The following is a 12976-nucleotide window of genomic DNA, read 5'->3' as shown; positions in this document are numbered from 1 at the left end:
TCTCACTTACAGGACAGCAAGCGATTCATTTCGTATATCGGTGATCAGCATATGCCCCGGTGAATGTGTTATTACGATATCAGGCTTTGCTTCCATGATCACCGCCTGGGGTGTAACGCCGCAGGCCCAGAATACGGGAACTTCACCTTCCCGCACCGTTACGGCATCTCCGAAATCCGGCTGATGCAAATCGCTGATGCCGATGCTTTGCGGATTTCCGATGCGGACGGGGGCGCCGTGCACGGCGGGAAAACGTGACGTGACCTGCGCCGCGCGGACTGCAAGCCCTTCCGGAATCGGTCTCATACTGACGACCATCTTTCCTGAAAACGGGCCCGCCGGAACACAGTCAATATTTGTTTTATACATGGGAACGTTCACGCCTTCATCAATGTGCCTGATTGGAATGTGCTGATTGATAAGGGCCTGCTCGAATGAAAAACTGCAGCCGATCAAAAACCCGATATAATCATCCTTCCAATACGGTGTAATATCCGTTACCTCTTCAGTAAGCACGCCATGCCGATAAATCCTGTATTTCGGAAAGTCCGTCCGGATATCAGCTCCCGGCGCCGCTATTGCCGGAACAGGCGAACCCGCATCCGTCACATCAAGCACCGGACAAGGCTTTTGATTGCGCTGGCAGAATAAAAGAAAATCAAAGGCAAGATCCTTTTGCAAAACGACGAGATTGGCTTGTGCGTAAGAAGCGGCCAACCCCGCCGTCGGCCCGGTCATCTGCCCTTTCCTGATAAGCTGTCTGACTTCTTCGGGACTCGTATCACTCATATGGTTTTTCATATCATCAGCTCCATAGCTGCGGCATTTGCGAGAATAATGTATAGATGCCCATAACCGCCATGACAACCACTACGATCGCCCCTGCAATCGTGAGCCAGATCGGATGCTTGTAATCGCCGACGATTTTTTTCTTATAAGCGCCCAACAGAATCATCGCTAATGCAAGCGGCAGAATTAAGCCGTTAAGCGAACCGACCGCGACCAGAATTTTGGCAGGCTGGCCGATCGTGACAAAAATAAGAGTGGATACGATGATAAAACCGATAATTACGCCATGTGAGTGCTTTTCGATTTTTGCCGAAAACGATTTGAAGAATGACACCGATGTATAGGCGGCGCCGATGACAGACGTGATAGCGGCAGACCACATGATGACGCCGAAAATTTTATAGCCGACATTTCCCGCCGCAAGCTTGAACACAGAAGCCGCGGGATTATCAGGATCGATGCGCAGGCCCTTTGAGACGACGCCGAGCACGGCGAGAAACAGGGCAATCCGCATAATAGATGTAATCAAGACGCCTGTGATGGAGCTTTTCGTGACCTGAGGAATGACTTCCTTCCCTTGGATGCCTGAATCAAGCAAGCGGTGGCCGCCGGCAAATGTAATGTATCCGCCGACCGTGCCGCCGACAAGCGTCACGATTGCCAGCACACTGATATGATCAGGCATAAAAGTTTTCACAACTGCGTGTCCGACCGGCGGAGCCGTCGTTACGGCAACATACACAGTCAATACGATCATGACGATTCCGGCGATCTGCATAAAACGGTCCATGACTTTTCCGGCTTCCTTTATGACGAAAATCAGAACCGCAATCGCAGCGCTGATTAAAGCGCCGATCTCCGGTTTGATTCCGAATAATACTTGAAGACCGAGACCCGCGCCGCCGATGTTTCCGATATTAAACGCAAGTCCGCCGAGCACGACCAGAAAAGCAATGGCATAACCAGCGCCCGGAAGCACCATATTGGCAATCTCTTGGCCGCGCTTTCCGGAAACCGCGATAATCCGCCATACATTGGTTTGCGCGAAGATGTCCAAAATAATAGAGATTAAAATGATAAAGCCGAAGCTTGCCGCCAATGTATTGGTAAACGTGGCCGTTTGCGTCAGAAAGCCGGGCCCGATTGATGATGTCGCCATCAAAAATGTCGCGCCTAAAAGAAGCGACCATTTGCCGGAAGCCTTTCCGGCTGTTTTTTTCTTTTGCTCCATGCTGTCTTCCTCCCTCTGCTGCTCAGTCTTTTGCAAGCGCACTGATTTGAATGTCTGCCGCTTTTAATTCGTTTCTGATCGTTTTTGCGAATGTCAGCGCGTGGGCGCCGTCTCCGTGAATGCAGACCGTGTCCGCTTTCAGGCTTACAGCTTGTCCCTTACGTGATGTCACCGTGCTGTCTTTCACCATTTGAATCACTTGACCGACCGCTTTTTTGTCATCCTGAATCAGCGCATCCGGCTCTGAACGCGGCGTCAGCGTGCCGTCTTCCTGATAGGTGCGGTCCGCAAACACTTCGCTTGCCGTCCTCAGTCCGATTCGATCTCCCGCTTTAATCAGCTCGCTTCCGGAAAGCCCGAAAAGAATGAGTCCGGGATCAAAATGAAAGACCGCCTGAGCGATGGCTTCTGACAAGCCGGGATTGACGGCGGCCATATTATATAAAGCGCCGTGCGGCTTCACATGCTGCATCTCGACACCTTCCGCTTTTAAAAACCCTGACAGCGCGCCGATTTGATACAGCGTCAGATCATACGCTTCCTCGGGCGTAATCGCGATCTGCCTCCGCCCGAATCCCTGCAGATCAAACAGTCCCGGATGAGCGCCGATTTTCACGCCTTTTTCCGCCGCAAGCGCAACCGTTTTGCGCATCACGCTGGGATCACCCGCATGAAAGCCGCAGGCGATGTTTGCAGATGTCACATAATCCAAAATCTCTTCATCCAGTCCGATTTTATAAGCACCGAAACTCTCTCCTAAATCACAATTGATGTCAATCTGAAACATAAGCTCCCTCCTGTATTGTAAACGTTTTATTTTATTATCATTCCGATATTCGGAACGATTATTCCGAATTGTTGAATTTCTCTTCATTATATTTAATTCTGACAGGTTTGAACATCCTTTTGTCAGAAAACCTACCATAGACCTAGTCACAAATCTGACAAAACAAAAAAAGAGAGCCTCATGCTGAGACTCTCTCTTTTTTCTATTATAACACCCAGTGGCGGATCGCTTTGGCGACCCCGTTTTCCGTGTTGACATCAGTCACCCAGTCAGCTGTTTCTTTCACGATGTCCTGCGCGTTCCCCATGGCGACGCCGACACCCGCTTTTTCGATCATGGCAATGTCATTCAGACTGTCACCCATGGCCATCACATTTTCCATCGTGAAGCCGAGTTTTTCCGATACCTTCGCCAGCGCAGCCGCTTTGTTGATACCGAGGGCATTGACTTCGATGTTGATCGGACTTGAGTTTGTGATTTCGAGCTCCTTGTATTCCTTGAGCTCTTTCAGCACCTCATTCCGCACTTCGTCATCCTCGATTTCGAACCCGAACTTGAGCCACTGATGATCCGTAATCGTTTCCGGGAATTCCCCTCTCCACACTCTATCGACGGTAGAAGCCCAGAAATTCGTGTTGTGCTTATTCCTCAGATCCCATAATTTTTGAATATGATCGGTATGAAGAAGCTTGCGCTCAACCAGCTCAAAGTTGGAATCCCAGATTTCGCTGCCGTTTGCCGTGATTAAAAAGGATGACAGCTCGAGAGACTCAGCCAGTTCGCGGCAGGTCATCAGCGTGCGTCCTGTGCTGATGACGACGTGAATTCCTTTCGCCTCCGCTTCCTTGATCGCCCGCCGGTTTTCCTCCGGGATGAGCTGCTCGTCATTGAGCAGGGTTCCGTCCATATCAATCGCGATCAGTTTAATATCTGCGTCTTCTCTTTGTATCGGCATATATGTACCTCACTTTTTATATTGTAGTCGTCTCTATTTTAATACATATGACCCACAGGAACAAAAAACCGCTTCCTGCGTTTGGCGGGGCGAGCGTTGAGGAAAAGAAATATTGAGGTGATGGAGGATGAAAGAAAGAAAACAAAAGAACAAACCGAATGAAAATCCTGAACATCATGATTTAACGGATCCGATTCCGCTAGAAGAGCTGAAGGAAAACGCCAATGACGAAAAACACAAACATGACCAGAGGGACAATTCACAAAGTGAGAGAGATTATGATACAAAATAACACGCTTGTCCGAAAGCCGCCGGTGGAGGCGGCTTTTTTTACGATGGCTGGATAAATATGCTGAGCTCCGCTTCCGCCACAGGCTTCCCGGCAACGGACGCTTTCGCCCGGCCGAACACAAAACCGCGTCTGATTCGCGTGACCTCAAAAAAAAGATCCAGACGGTCTCCCGGCAAAGCGGCACCTAACCTTTCCGCTTTCTTCACCGCGGATAAGAGACCGAGACCGTCACCGCCGGTAATTCCCGCGCAAGCCGCCGTTTGGGCCATTGCTTCAACGACGAGCGAAAATGGCATCTCTTTTTGGGATTCAGTTATAAACCAGTCATTTTCACTGATGTTTTTGTAAGCACCCGCCCATTTTCCGGCTTCACTGTTCGTCGTGCCGTCAATCAAAAGAAACGGAAAACGATGGGGCAATAGCGTCTGATTCATCACGCAGCCTCCCTTCCCTCTCATTATAACGCAAGAAAAAACCCGCGTCCCCCCCGACGCAGGTTCATTTTTATTGATTGAGCTTTTTGAGCACGATGCCATGCAGCGGTTCATGCGGCTGAATACCGCAAATGTCTTGAAGAACGCCGCTCGTGCCTTTTTCCGCGATAAGCTTTTGCAGCTCAACCGCTTCCGGATCATCCTGATAGTCAAAGCGCAGGGCGGCGGCGATACCTTCTGCCAGCGCGTTCGGTTCTTTTATTTTTTTGGCCGGCCCTACTAATCTGTCATTCGCTCCGAGTTTTCTGAGCGGTGATCTGGCGACTCTTGTCACATCATCCGTGATGTATTCATTTTCAAAGCGGCCGATGATTTTTTTCATGTACTGCTCGTGTTCGGATTGCTTAAAGCCGTACGCTTTCACCAAGTACTCGCCCGTTTCTGAAAGTGCATCGTACACGACACGCCGGATTTCAGGATGGCCGATGGCCTCTTTGACGGTTTTTAATCCGCGCTGATAGCCGACATACGCCGTGACGGCATGCCCGGTATTGACGGTAAACAGCTTTCTCTCAATGAAAGGCGTAAGATCATCCGTAAACAACGCGCCTTTAAGTACCGGCTGATCGCCGGCAAAGCCGGTTCTGTCTATGACCCATTCAAAAAACGGTTCTACGGATACTTTCAGCGGATCTTCATGGTGCTGAATCGGCACGATCCGATCTACCGCAGAATCCGGGAAGCCGACTGTCCGGTTCACGAGTTCCCGCTCCGCTTCCGTCAAATGTCCGAAAACTTCTTTTTTCAGAAAACTGCTGCCGCCGATCATATTTTCACAGGCAATGATATTGAGAGGCTCAGAGGACGTTCTGCGCTTCAGACCTTCCGCGATGGACGAGGCAATGAGTCTGAGAACGTTCGGGCCCACCGCCGTCGTAATGATCGCCGCTTCATTAATCAGCCCGTACAGCTCTTGTTCTTGCACCGCGCTGTTGATGGCTGAAACGGGGCCGATGATTTCTGTCCGCCTGCCGCCGTCGGCAAGCTCCACGGTATATTCCTTCTTTTCATTGAGAAGGCTGACCATCGTTTCATTCACATCAGCGAAAACTACGTCATAGCCGGAATGATGGAGCAGGGCGCCGATAAAGCCCCGCCCGATGTTTCCCGCTCCGAAATGAAGGGCAATCATGTCAGTTCACCTCGCTGAAAATAGCGGCCAGTTCTTCTTCCGTCTTTGCACTGATCAGCCGTTCGATGTTTTCTCCCTCTGAGCAGATGATGGCGATGTTTGACAGGATGTCTAAGTGTTCATTGTTTTTTCCGGCGATACCGAAAACGACCTTTGCCGTATTGCCTTCACCATATTCCACACCGTTCGGAATCTGGATGACGGAAATGCCTGAATGAAGCACCTCATCCTTCGCATCTTCCGTTCCGTGCGGGATCGCAATGAAATTCCCCATAAACGTGGATGATGTTTCTTCACGTTCGAACATTTTTTCCACATAGCCGTTCTTCACGTAACCGTTATCAATCAACGTCTGTCCCGCCAGGCGGATGGCATCCTCTTTTGAGTTCACTGTCTGGTTCAGTTTGATGTTCGCTTTAGCCAATACTTCCATGATGAAGATCCCTCTTTCTGTTTGATTAGTTTTTAAGCTTTTCAATCAGTTCATCGTATTTCGGGCTGTTTAAGAAATTATCAACCGAAATGTGCACCGCCTGCGGCAGCTTCGCTTTCGCGCGGTCAGTCAGGTCCTTATGCGTAATGACGATATCCGCGTCATTCGGAAGATTATTGATCGACGTATTTGTCACATCAATATCCAGGTCTGCTTTTTTCACTTTGTTTCTTAAAATGGAGGCGCCCATTGCGCTCGATCCCATACCCGCGTCACATGCGAAGATAATGCGGCTGACTTGGTCAGCGGAAATATCAGCGGCGCTGTTTTCCGGCTCTTCCTCTTTGTCTGCCAATGCGGCCGCCGCTTCACTTTTCCTGCCTTTCATTTCCTGCATTTTTTCCGCCGCGGCTGTCAAATCTTCTTCGCCCGCTTTAGACGATTTCAGAATAAGCGCCGAGACGATAAACGATACGGCCGCGGCAACGATGACGCCCGCCAGCACGCCGAGATAGCTTCCTTTCGGCGTCAGCGCCAAAATGGCGATGATGCTTCCCGGAGATGATGCGGCGACAAGACCCGCGTTAAAGATCGAGAATGTAAGCAGTCCGCTCGCTCCCCCGGCGATCGCCGCGAGGATCAGCATCGGTTTCATTAAAATGTAAGGGAAATAGATTTCATGAATCCCCCCGAAGAAATGAATGATCGCCGCTCCGGGAGCTGTTGATCTTGAAGAGCCTTTCCCAAAGAACATATAGGCCAGTAAAATACCGAGTCCCGGTCCGGGGTTCGCTTCCACTAAGAACAGAATGGATTTACCCGCTTTGGCGGCCTGCTCGATTCCGATCGGACTTAAAATGCCGTGGTTGATCGCGTTATTCAGGAACAGGACTTTCGCCGGTTCTACGAAAACGCTTGCAATCGGCAGCAAATTCGCGTGGACAATGACTTCCACACCCGCCGCCAGCAATTTGTTAAGAGACAGGACGACCGGGCCGATCGCATAAAACGCGATAATCGTCAGCACCGCGCCGATAATTCCCGCCGTGAAGTTGTTGATCAGCATTTCAAAACCCTGTCTGACTTTATCTTTAAACACACGATCTAATTGTTTAATGAGATAACCGCCCAAAGGCCCCATAATCATTGCCCCTAAGAACATCGGAATGTCCGCTCCGACAATGACTCCGATGGCGGCCGTCGCTCCGACGACTCCCCCGCGGTGATCATAGATCATTTTTCCGCCCGTATATGCGATTAAAAGCGGCAGAAGATACGTAATCATCGGGCTTACCAATGTATTCAGCTGCGGATTGGGAAACCATCCCGCCGGAATAAACAGCGCGGTGATAATTCCCCATGCGATAAATGCGCCGATATTCGGCATGATCATACCGCTTAAATAACTGCCGAACCGCTGTATCTTCACTTTCATGCCAGCTTGCTGTTCTTGCTGCATGTTCATTCCCTCCCTGTTTGCCTGCCTTCAGATGAAAATAAATAAGACACGGGGTTTCTCTCTCCCCTGTGTCTTCATCATAAAACGCTTACAATCCCCATTCAATGAAAAGTAAAGAGGAGTTTGGCACAGAGACTGTGACAAATCCTTAACAAAAAAAAGACACCTCATCAAAGGTGTCTTACCGCTTTCTGTATATAATGTGTCCTTTTGTGACGACGAGCTTGGCAATGAGCCGCTCACTGACAATAAACACCGGATACGCACATACGAGCGCGAAAATGGCGGCCGGCACATACCGCGCTGCCGGAAACATCGGCATGACGGCGGTTCTGGCCATCTGCACAAGATAAATCAAAAGCACCGTGATCGCAATGGCCGCAGCCATAATCGGAGCTGATACTTTATATTCACGCAATTTCACATGGCAATGCCCGCACTGAAACTGGCACGGGATCATGGATGATCTGACCATGTCGCCTGTAATCGGCTTGCCGCAGTTCGGGCAGGTCGTTTCTTTCATGTTTATTCCTCCATTCAACTCTTCTATTATAACAGAGTCCGACTGCGTGTTTTACATTTGTGATTGTTCAACATTTTTTCACATATTTTATCATCAGGCTCTTGTGTGCATTTGTGAAAACATCTACTCTTAGAGGGAGGTTCATCACTCATTCGCATAAAAAGGAGGATGCAGAATTGCTTCCGATTCACAGACAGCAAACCTTGCTTGAATGGCTGAAAGAAGAGGGCGCGCTGAAAATCTCTGACATAAGCGAGAGATTCGGCGTCTCCGAGATGACCGTGTACAGAGACGTCAATCAGCTGGCGGATGCAAACCGGATTATCCGGACACCCGGCGGCATTACGCTCCCTCCCGCTTCAGAACAAAGCGCCAATCAATGCGGCTATTGCCTGCGGCCGATTCAGCATTCGTATTCTGTTCAGCTTATTACCGTTTCCCAAGCCGTTGAGCAGATGTGCTGCATTCATTGCGCGATTTTGCGGTATGAGGATAAAAAGGAAGAAGTGTCCCACGTCATTTGTAAGGATTTTCTTCTCCAGACGACACTGACGGCCGCTTCCGCATACTTTTTAGTCCATGCCGATATTGACCTTCACTGCTGCCGGCCTCAGGCGATTCCCTTCTCAACGCTTGATTACGCAGAACGGTTTCAAAAAGGATTCGGCGGGGTCATTTGCACCTTTGACGAGGCGGCGGACATCATCTTACACGACAGGCAGAAGGGATGCACCTGCAGCAAGACATAACAACAACCAACCGGAAGGCGGTGTCATCATCCATGAGACAGAACAAACGCTGGCTCATCTTTTTGCTGTTCCTTGTTTTGATTCCGAAAACAAGCTTCGCCCACGCCTACATCACAAACTCAAATCCGGGAGAGAACAGCGAATTAAAACAAGCGCCGAAGCAGATTGAAATTGAGTTTAATGAACAGATTGAAGAAGGCTTCCACTCCATTAAGGTCTATAATTCATCCGGCGAACGGGTTGACGCGGGCAAAACGGTGATTCAAAAAAATGATGCCCGCATCATGACCGCGGCATTGAAAAAAAATCTGCCGCATGATATTTACAGAGCGGAATGGAACGCGGTATCGGCCGACGGACATCCGGTATCCGGCGTCATCCCTTTCAGTATCGGAAAAGCCGGCGGTGAACTTCAGGAGCAGACATCATCGCAAGCGGCGCTTCATCCCGAAGCGGCCATCGACCGCGGTATTTTGTACACCGCTATCTCCCTGTTTATCGGCACGGCTTTTTTCCATCTGTTTTGGTACAGAAATAATAAAGATTCATCAAAAGCAAAACGAACTGTAAAGCTGCTCGTGATTTCTTTATGTTTAACGGGGCTCGCGCTCGTGTGCCAGCTCCCGATCCAGACGAAAGAAAACGCGGGCGGCGCTTGGAGCGCCGCGTTTCAGCCGGACTATGTAAAAGAAACGCTTCTGAAAACGGCAGGCGGGTACGTCTGGATGATCCAGATCAGCTTATTTATCCTGCTCGCCCTGTCCATGATCCCGATGCTGAAGAAGAAAGCATTCCGGTCATTTGCGTACTGGACGGCGCCGCTGTTATTCTTCTTCGCTTCGCTTTTGGCAAAAGCATTCGCCGGGCATGCAGCCGTTATCGACGAAAAAGCGGTCGGCATCGCGATGGACTTTCTCCATTTATCGGCCGCGTCTGTATGGATGGGCGGTATAGCCGCTCTTGTGCTGCTTCTTTCATCAGAGTGGAGAAAAACCGATAAAACCATCGCTTGGGAAACGGTCAGACGGTTTTCTCCTTGGGCATTCGCCTCTGTGGGCGTGCTGTTATTTTCAGGTGTGCTGAACGGATTTTTCATTATCCGCTCGTTTGATTCACTCTTTCACACCGCTTACGGCAAGACGCTCCTTTTGAAAATCGGACTGTTTGTCATCATGCTTGCGCTCGGCGCCGTTCACGTATGTATGACGAAGTTCAGCAGAAAAAGGAGCATCAGCGCAACGATAAAGGCCGAATGGGCACTTGGTATTGCGGTGTTATTCACAACCGCCGTCTTCACAAGCCTGCCCAGCCCGCCGCCGCCTGCGCCATTGCCTTTTAACGGCTCAGAAACGATCGGAAACGGGGAGACCCTATCCTTGCACATTACGCCGAACCAGCCGGGTAAAAATGAATTTCAAGTCATTGTCACCGATCATAACGGCAGCTTAGTAAAAGACATTCAGCAATTTACGGTCACTGTTTACCAGACGGGCTTCAGCGGCAAACAGCATGAAAGCACCTTTGATTTGAAGAAAACGAAGGAAGGCACATTCGAAGCCGCCAACCTGTCCATCACCGAAAAGGGAAACTGGAAGATCAAAGTCCACGGGCTGACAAACGATTTTAATGAAATCAACCAAATATTCTCAACGACAAACTAAGGAGTGTATCTCATGTTGAAAAAAAAGGCTTTAATATTCATATCCGCCGTGACCCTGTCACTCGTCGGTTTTACGGCGGCAGCAAGCGCCCACGTCTCAGTCAAACCCGCGGAATCCGCGGCCGGTTCTTGGGAAACATACACGATGAAAGTGCCTGTGGAAAAGAATGAGCCGACAACGAAAGTCGTGCTGAAAATGCCCGCCGGCGTTGAATTTCAGCAGTATCAGCCGATTCCGGGCTGGAAAACATCCGTATCCAAACATGATGACAAAGCGGTCTCCGTCACTTGGGAAGCAAAGGACGGCGGCATTCAGCCCGGCCAATTCCAGCAGTTCACATTCGTTGCGAAAAATCCTGAAAAGAGCGGAGATGCCGCTTGGGACGCTTACCAATATTACAAAGACGGCAGCATTGTAGAATGGACGGGTGATGAGAAAGCCGACACGCCTCACTCGATTACGAAAATCACGAAATCGGCCAGCGTGACGGATGCGCACGGAGCTGAACAGTCAAACGAAGAAAGCAAATCCGGCGTATCAGCGCTTGATATTGCAGCCATCGTTCTGTCAGCTGCGGCAATTATCCTTTCCATCGCGGCGCTTGTAAAGAAAAAACGCGCGTAAGCAAAAAGCGATCCGGCTCTAAAGAGCCTGCGATCGCTTTTTTCTTATCCGCGGCCTGCCTGGAAAGACGGATATTTGGTCATTCCCCCGTCAGCAAACAGCGTAATGCCGGTCACATAGCTTGATTCCTTTGAAGCAAGCCAGACGGCGACAGCCGCGATTTCTTCCGGCTCACCGATATATCCCATCGGAATCATGCTTTCCACATCTTTTCTCTGAACGGGATCCGCAAATTTTTCCGCGTTGATCGGCGTATTGATGGCTCCCGGTCCGATATTGTTAACACGGATGCGCTTCGGCGCGTACTCAAGCGCCAGCGTTTCCGTCATCAATTTGATACCGCCTTTACTCGCCGCGTAGTGAACAAACAGCGGCCACGGAATCATTTCATGTACGCTTGACATGTTAATGACGTTTCCTTGAATATCATTCTCTACGTAATATTTAATGGCTTCGCGGCTTCCTAAGAAAGCGCCGGTCAGATTCGTATTGATGACTTTGTTCCAGTCTTTGAGCGGCATTTCATGCGACTGAACCGGATTTTCCATGCCGGCGTTATTGATCATGACATCCAATGTGCCGAATTCCTTCACCGCAGTCTGCACGATGTTTTTGACATCTTCTTCTTTTGTGACGTCTCCTTGAACGATGACCGCTTCGCCTCCCGCTTTTTGAATCTCTTCTTTAACGGTTTGGGCGTCTTTTTCATTACTATAGTAGTTAATGACGACTTTCGCCTGCTCCTGTCCGAAACGGATCGCCATCGCTTTTCCTAATCCTGATGAAGCTCCCGTAATGGCAACGACTTTTCCTTTTAAATCCGTGTACATGTTCAAACCTCCTGCATATGTTATGAATTTGATTTCGCAACGCCTAAGAATACCGCGGCTACAATGATCAGGATAATCCCGATGGCAATGGCGACCAGCTGACGCTTCGTTTTGCTCTCACGAAGAATGAAGATTCCGCCGAGCGTGCTGATGACGATCCCCATTTGAGAGAGGGAAAAACTTGTCGCAACTCCGACGCGCGGCTGTGAGATGAACAGAAACATGTTCCCGAGCGCCCAGATGATTCCCGGCAGAATGTTCTTGATGGCGTACTTATTAAACGGTTTATGCTTGTACGTCAGGAGCAGTCCGCCGATGACCATCCCGATCGCCTGCGGCAGAAGCGCTGACCATCCGGATACACCGAACAGCCGGGCGACGACGACATAGACCAAATAGCCGAGCGTGGAGATCAGCAGGATAACAATGCCTTTTTTTAAGTTTCCCGGTTCTCCGTCCGCCCGCCCCTTTTTATCTTCTAAAGATGTGAGCACAATCCCGATGATGATAAAAATAAGGGCGAGAATACCCAGCGTAATCGCGATCGGGGTTGACCATTCTTTGAATACGATCACACCGAACAAAGAAGTCGAGACGAGCTGCATTCCCGTTGATATCGGCATCGTTTTTGAAACGCCCATCAGCTGTATGCTTTTAAGCTGATTGCTTTGGCCGAGCGACCAAAACAGCCCCGAGATGATGCCGACAATAAAAATGCGCCCGGACAGGACCGGGTGGACAAACAGATACAGCACAAACGAAACGATGAGCGCCCCGATTGTCGTTCCCAGCGTCTGGCTGTAAGGCCCGCCGCCTAATTTGACGTTAAATAACACGATGCTCCCCCAAAATAAAGCCGGGAGAAGAGCCAGTAATATATCCATGATGGCGACCTTCTTTCAATCGTATTTGCTGTTATTTTGTCTGGAATCGAACCGATTATTCCCGCAAGATCAAAAAAGCCTACCGGCGATATTCACCGGCAGACCGCTCAATAAAAACAGCCCCGCTTAGAAG

General features: G+C 49.8%; 15 protein-coding genes. 4 read left to right on the top strand and 11 right to left on the bottom strand.

From position 1 onward, the window contains the following. Positions 1-6: 6 nt before the first annotated feature. From ACWJJ4_RS12730 to ACWJJ4_RS12715, 4 genes are all read right to left on the bottom strand, one after another. Complete coding sequence (locus tag ACWJJ4_RS12730) at positions 7-801, bottom strand: putative hydro-lyase (RefSeq protein ID WP_063174371.1); 795 nt, start codon at positions 799-801, stop codon at positions 7-9. A 4-nt stretch (positions 802-805) separates the two neighbouring features. Continuing rightward, on the bottom strand, positions 806-2020 hold the full coding sequence (locus ACWJJ4_RS12725; protein ID WP_044053272.1) for an NRAMP family divalent metal transporter: 1215 nt from the start codon (positions 2018-2020) through the stop codon (positions 806-808). Positions 2021-2042: 22 nt separating this feature from the next. Further along, positions 2043-2807, bottom strand: coding sequence for a 5-oxoprolinase subunit PxpA (locus ACWJJ4_RS12720; RefSeq protein WP_146283825.1), 765 nt, complete (start codon positions 2805-2807; stop codon positions 2043-2045). A gap of 205 nt (positions 2808-3012) precedes the next feature. Then, a complete protein-coding gene (locus tag ACWJJ4_RS12715) occupies positions 3013-3762 on the bottom strand; it encodes a Cof-type HAD-IIB family hydrolase (protein ID WP_003156292.1) in 750 nt (249 codons plus the stop codon). 127 nt (positions 3763-3889) lie between these two features. On the opposite strand from ACWJJ4_RS12715, the gene ACWJJ4_RS12710 reads away from it, so the two are divergent. Beyond that, positions 3890-4054 carry a hypothetical protein gene (locus ACWJJ4_RS12710; RefSeq protein WP_003156294.1) on the top strand — a complete coding sequence of 55 codons (165 nt, stop codon included), beginning with the start codon at positions 3890-3892 and terminating at the stop codon, positions 4052-4054. A gap of 38 nt (positions 4055-4092) precedes the next feature. On the opposite strand, the gene ACWJJ4_RS12705 is transcribed toward ACWJJ4_RS12710, so the two are convergent. The 5 genes from ACWJJ4_RS12705 to ACWJJ4_RS12685 all read right to left on the bottom strand — a co-directional run bounded on the left by ACWJJ4_RS12705 (position 4093) and on the right by ACWJJ4_RS12685 (position 8095). Further along, entirely contained in the window at positions 4093-4488 is a 396-nt protein-coding gene (locus ACWJJ4_RS12705; RefSeq protein WP_070081372.1) for a 3-hydroxyacyl-ACP dehydratase FabZ family protein, read from the bottom strand. A 70-nt stretch (positions 4489-4558) separates the two neighbouring features. Next, the gene (locus tag ACWJJ4_RS12700; protein WP_070081371.1) at positions 4559-5680 is read right to left on the bottom strand and encodes a mannitol-1-phosphate 5-dehydrogenase; all 1122 of its coding nucleotides are present in this window, start codon (positions 5678-5680) and stop codon (positions 4559-4561) included. 1 nt (position 5681) lies between these two features. Further along, the gene (locus tag ACWJJ4_RS12695) at positions 5682-6113 is read right to left on the bottom strand and encodes a PTS sugar transporter subunit IIA (RefSeq protein WP_070081370.1); all 432 of its coding nucleotides are present in this window, start codon (positions 6111-6113) and stop codon (positions 5682-5684) included. 25 nt (positions 6114-6138) lie between these two features. Next, the gene (locus ACWJJ4_RS12690) at positions 6139-7578 is read right to left on the bottom strand and encodes a PTS mannitol transporter subunit IICB (protein ID WP_014720723.1); all 1440 of its coding nucleotides are present in this window, start codon (positions 7576-7578) and stop codon (positions 6139-6141) included. Positions 7579-7753: 175 nt separating this feature from the next. Further along, complete coding sequence (locus ACWJJ4_RS12685; RefSeq protein WP_003156306.1) at positions 7754-8095, bottom strand: hypothetical protein; 342 nt, start codon at positions 8093-8095, stop codon at positions 7754-7756. Between the two features lie 176 nt (positions 8096-8271). Here ACWJJ4_RS12685 and ACWJJ4_RS12680 point away from each other — a divergent pair, with 176 nt between their 5' ends. The 3 genes from ACWJJ4_RS12680 to ACWJJ4_RS12670 are packed head-to-tail and all read left to right on the top strand — an operon-like array spanning position 8272 to position 11129. Next, the gene (locus ACWJJ4_RS12680) at positions 8272-8844 is read left to right on the top strand and encodes a DeoR family transcriptional regulator (RefSeq protein WP_070081369.1); all 573 of its coding nucleotides are present in this window, start codon (positions 8272-8274) and stop codon (positions 8842-8844) included. A gap of 32 nt (positions 8845-8876) precedes the next feature. After that, complete coding sequence (locus tag ACWJJ4_RS12675; protein WP_454021680.1) at positions 8877-10505, top strand: copper resistance CopC/CopD family protein; 1629 nt, start codon at positions 8877-8879, stop codon at positions 10503-10505. A gap of 12 nt (positions 10506-10517) precedes the next feature. Then, a complete protein-coding gene (locus ACWJJ4_RS12670) occupies positions 10518-11129 on the top strand; it encodes a YcnI family copper-binding membrane protein (RefSeq protein ID WP_043866834.1) in 612 nt (203 codons plus the stop codon). Positions 11130-11173: 44 nt separating this feature from the next. On the opposite strand, the gene gdh is transcribed toward ACWJJ4_RS12670, so the two are convergent. Further along, a complete protein-coding gene (gene gdh / locus ACWJJ4_RS12665; RefSeq protein ID WP_070081367.1) occupies positions 11174-11959 on the bottom strand; it encodes a glucose 1-dehydrogenase in 786 nt (261 codons plus the stop codon). A gap of 20 nt (positions 11960-11979) precedes the next feature. Further along, positions 11980-12843, bottom strand: coding sequence for a RhaT/GlcU family sugar-proton symporter (locus tag ACWJJ4_RS12660; RefSeq protein ID WP_063174364.1), 864 nt, complete (start codon positions 12841-12843; stop codon positions 11980-11982). Between the last annotated feature and the right edge of the window lie 133 nt (positions 12844-12976).

The sequence above is a fragment of the Bacillus sp. JK62 genome (assembly GCF_053663455.1).
The sequence above is the reverse complement of the archived record's forward strand: the minus strand, read 5'-3'. Positions and strand labels throughout refer to the sequence as shown.

Excerpts from the sequence above, each read along its gene's own strand:
- ACWJJ4_RS12730 (WP_063174371.1), bottom strand. The coding sequence starts at position 801 with ATGAAAAACCATATGAGTGATACGAGTCCCGAAGAAGTCAGACAGCTT.
- ACWJJ4_RS12725 (WP_044053272.1), bottom strand. The coding sequence starts at position 2,020 with ATGGAGCAAAAGAAAAAAACAGCCGGAAAGGCTTCCGGCAAATGGTCG.
- ACWJJ4_RS12720 (WP_146283825.1), bottom strand. The coding sequence starts at position 2,807 with ATGTTTCAGATTGACATCAATTGTGATTTAGGAGAGAGTTTCGGTGCT.
- ACWJJ4_RS12715 (WP_003156292.1), bottom strand. The coding sequence starts at position 3,762 with ATGCCGATACAAAGAGAAGACGCAGATATTAAACTGATCGCGATTGAT.
- ACWJJ4_RS12710 (WP_003156294.1), top strand. The coding sequence starts at position 3,890 with ATGAAAGAAAGAAAACAAAAGAACAAACCGAATGAAAATCCTGAACAT.
- ACWJJ4_RS12705 (WP_070081372.1), bottom strand. The coding sequence starts at position 4,488 with ATGAATCAGACGCTATTGCCCCATCGTTTTCCGTTTCTTTTGATTGAC.
- ACWJJ4_RS12700 (WP_070081371.1), bottom strand. The coding sequence starts at position 5,680 with ATGATTGCCCTTCATTTCGGAGCGGGAAACATCGGGCGGGGCTTTATC.
- ACWJJ4_RS12695 (WP_070081370.1), bottom strand. The coding sequence starts at position 6,113 with ATGGAAGTATTGGCTAAAGCGAACATCAAACTGAACCAGACAGTGAAC.
- ACWJJ4_RS12690 (WP_014720723.1), bottom strand. The coding sequence starts at position 7,578 with ATGAACATGCAGCAAGAACAGCAAGCTGGCATGAAAGTGAAGATACAG.
- ACWJJ4_RS12685 (WP_003156306.1), bottom strand. The coding sequence starts at position 8,095 with ATGAAAGAAACGACCTGCCCGAACTGCGGCAAGCCGATTACAGGCGAC.
- ACWJJ4_RS12675 (WP_454021680.1), top strand. The coding sequence starts at position 8,877 with ATGAGACAGAACAAACGCTGGCTCATCTTTTTGCTGTTCCTTGTTTTG.
- ACWJJ4_RS12670 (WP_043866834.1), top strand. The coding sequence starts at position 10,518 with ATGTTGAAAAAAAAGGCTTTAATATTCATATCCGCCGTGACCCTGTCA.
- gdh (WP_070081367.1), bottom strand. The coding sequence starts at position 11,959 with ATGTACACGGATTTAAAAGGAAAAGTCGTTGCCATTACGGGAGCTTCA.
- ACWJJ4_RS12660 (WP_063174364.1), bottom strand. The coding sequence starts at position 12,843 with ATGGATATATTACTGGCTCTTCTCCCGGCTTTATTTTGGGGGAGCATC.